At 65.5% G+C, this 2409-nt stretch carries 2 protein-coding genes; one reads left to right on the forward strand and one right to left on the reverse strand.

What is annotated here, in order from left to right:
- Positions 1 to 17: 17 nt before the first annotated feature.
- Positions 18 to 1316, reverse strand: a complete 1299-nt coding sequence (locus tag ACFWM7_RS34940; protein ID WP_383268716.1) for an extracellular solute-binding protein — start codon at positions 1314 to 1316, stop codon at positions 18 to 20.
- Between the two features lie 279 nt (positions 1317 to 1595).
- Between ACFWM7_RS34940 and ACFWM7_RS34945 the strand changes: the two genes are divergently transcribed.
- The gene (locus tag ACFWM7_RS34945; protein WP_007458216.1) at positions 1596 to 2360 is read left to right on the forward strand and encodes a GntR family transcriptional regulator; all 765 of its coding nucleotides are present in this window, start codon (positions 1596 to 1598) and stop codon (positions 2358 to 2360) included.
- Positions 2361 to 2409 lie beyond the last annotated feature (49 nt).

Consider the following 2409-nt stretch of genomic DNA (forward strand, 5'->3'; position numbering starts at 1 on the left):
GCCTGGCGATCGGAAGGTCAGGATTCCTTGTTGATCAGCTCGTTGATCTTCTCGTCGGCCTTCTTGGAGGCGTCGGCGACGGAGGCGCCCTTGACGATTTCGAGGAGCATGTTCTGGAGGATCTCCTCCTTCTCCACGGAGGCCCAGCCCGGCGCGATCGGCGTGAACCAGGCGTCCGGCACCGCGTTGGCGATGGCGGCGGTCTCCGGCTTCTGCTTCAGCGGCTCAAGCTGCTTCTCGTTGTTGGGGAGGATGTTCTTCGACGCGAGGACCTCCATGGACTTCGCGTTGGTGAAGAGGGAGATCCACTCCTCGCCGAGGTCCTGGACCTTGGACTTGGAGATCGTCGCGAGGTCCGAGCCGCCGATGAAGGACGGGAGGGCCTTGCCCTCGGGGCCGGGCATACCGGCCGTGGCGATCTTGCCCTCAAGCTTGGGGTTGCCGTTCTCGCCGGTGGTGACGGAGCCGGCCTCCCAGGCCTGGCCGTAGATGACCGCGGCCTTCTCGTTGGCCATGACGTTGGCGTGGTCCTGCTCGTCCTTCGTCACGTCGGCCTTGTTGTACTTCTTGACCAGGTCGACGAAGTGCTGGAGGCCCTTCTGCGCCTCCGGGGTGGAGAGCGCGGCCTTCCACTCCTTGCTGCCCTCGTCGTACGTGGCTATCTGGCCACCGTAGGCGGCGACGTAGGACATCGCGGCGTACCAGTAACGACCGGGGAAGTAGAGGGAGGAGGCGCGCTTGTCCTTCTTGCCCAGCTCGGCGTCGACCTTGTCCATAGCGGCGAGGAACTCGTCCTCGGTCTGCGGGAGGGCGTCGCTGCCGGTGCCGGCCTTCAGCATGTCCTTGTTGTACACGGCCAGACGGGCGCTCGCGTAGTAAGGAACGCAGTAGGTCTTGCCCTCGAAGGAGCACGTGTCCTTCAGACCCTTGATCCAGCTGTCCGAGTTCTCGTACTTCTTGGGGTCGATTTCTCCGAGCGCACCATTGAGGATGTACTGCATGGTCTCGGTATTGCCGAGTTCCACGACATCCGGGAATTTGTCGCCACCGAGGGAGGTGTCCAGCTTCTTGACCTTGTCGGCCCACTGCTGGTACTGAACCTTGACGGTGACGCCCGGGTACTTCTTGTTGAACTCGGCGTTAACGTCCTTGACCAGCTCAGGCCAGGTGGACTGGGCCTCGCCCATGAGCCAGACGGTCAGGGTTTCCTTGCGGTCCTTGGGGTCGGCGGACGAGTTCTTGTCGTCCGAACCACACGCTGCGACCGAAACCAACATGCCCGCGACACCGATAGCCGCGATGAGCTTGCGCTTCACGTCAAACCCTCCTCAGGGATGCTGCAACCCCACCCACCGCGAAGACATTCGACGAGTTCTGCTGGGGCTGGACCTGGTCTTTAATGGTTTAGACCAGTACCGGGAGCTTGGCCTAGACCTTTAGGGGTGTCAAGGGTGTATAAGAAGTGCACTCGCGTCCGTTATAGGACCGACACCTAAGGGAGGGCGACGAGCCGTGACCGGACCGTGCCACCATGTGAGCCGCGACAGACGGAGGAGCCGGTGACGGCAGCAACGCAGCAGTCGGGAAGGCGGGCCATGGGTGCCGACGGGGGCAGTACGGGGAGCGAGACCGGTGCCGGTACGCGCACGGCGCGCGTACCGAAGTACTACCGGCTCAAGCGGCATCTCCTCGACATGACGGACACCCTGCCGCCCGGCACCCCGGTGCCGCCCGAACGCACCCTGGCCGCCGAGTTCGACACCTCGCGCACCACCGTGCGCCAGGCGCTCCAGGAGCTGGTCGTCGAGGGCCGCCTCGAACGCATCCAGGGCAAGGGCACCTTCGTCGCCAAGCCGAAGGTCTCCCAGGCCCTCCAACTGACCTCGTACACCGAGGACATGCGTGCCCAGGGACTGGAGCCGACGTCCCAGCTGCTGGACATCGGCTATGTCACGGCGGACGACACGCTGGCCGGTCTGCTGGACATCTCGACGGGCGGCCGGGTGCTGCGCATCGAGCGGCTGCGGCTCGCCAGCGGTGAGCCGATGGCGATCGAGACCACGCACCTTTCGGCCAAACGCTTCCCGGCGCTGCGCCGTTCGCTGGTGAAGTACACCTCGCTCTACACCGCGCTCGCCGAGGTGTACGACGTCCGCCTAGCCGAGGCGGAGGAGACCATCGAGACCTCGCTCGCCACCCCGCGCGAGGCGGGCCTCCTGGGCACCGACGTGGGGCTGCCGATGCTGATGCTGTCCCGCCATTCGGTGGACGGCCAGGGCGAACCGGTGGAGTGGGTGCGCTCGGTGTACCGGGGCGACCGGTACAAGTTCGTGGCGCGCCTGAAGCGGCCGACGGACTGAGCGGCAGCGGAAGAAGGACGGGCGGTGGCCCGGGGATCCCCTCCCCGGG

This window comes from Streptomyces sp. NPDC058375, from assembly GCF_042723425.1.
Classification (GTDB): Bacteria; Actinomycetota; Actinomycetes; order Streptomycetales; family Streptomycetaceae; genus Streptomyces; species Streptomyces durocortorensis.

What these genes read in the sequence shown, in the direction of transcription:
- ACFWM7_RS34945 (WP_007458216.1), top strand. Translation starts at nt 1,596, where the DNA reads ATGGGTGCCGACGGGGGCAGTACGGGGAGCGAGACCGGTGCCGGTACG.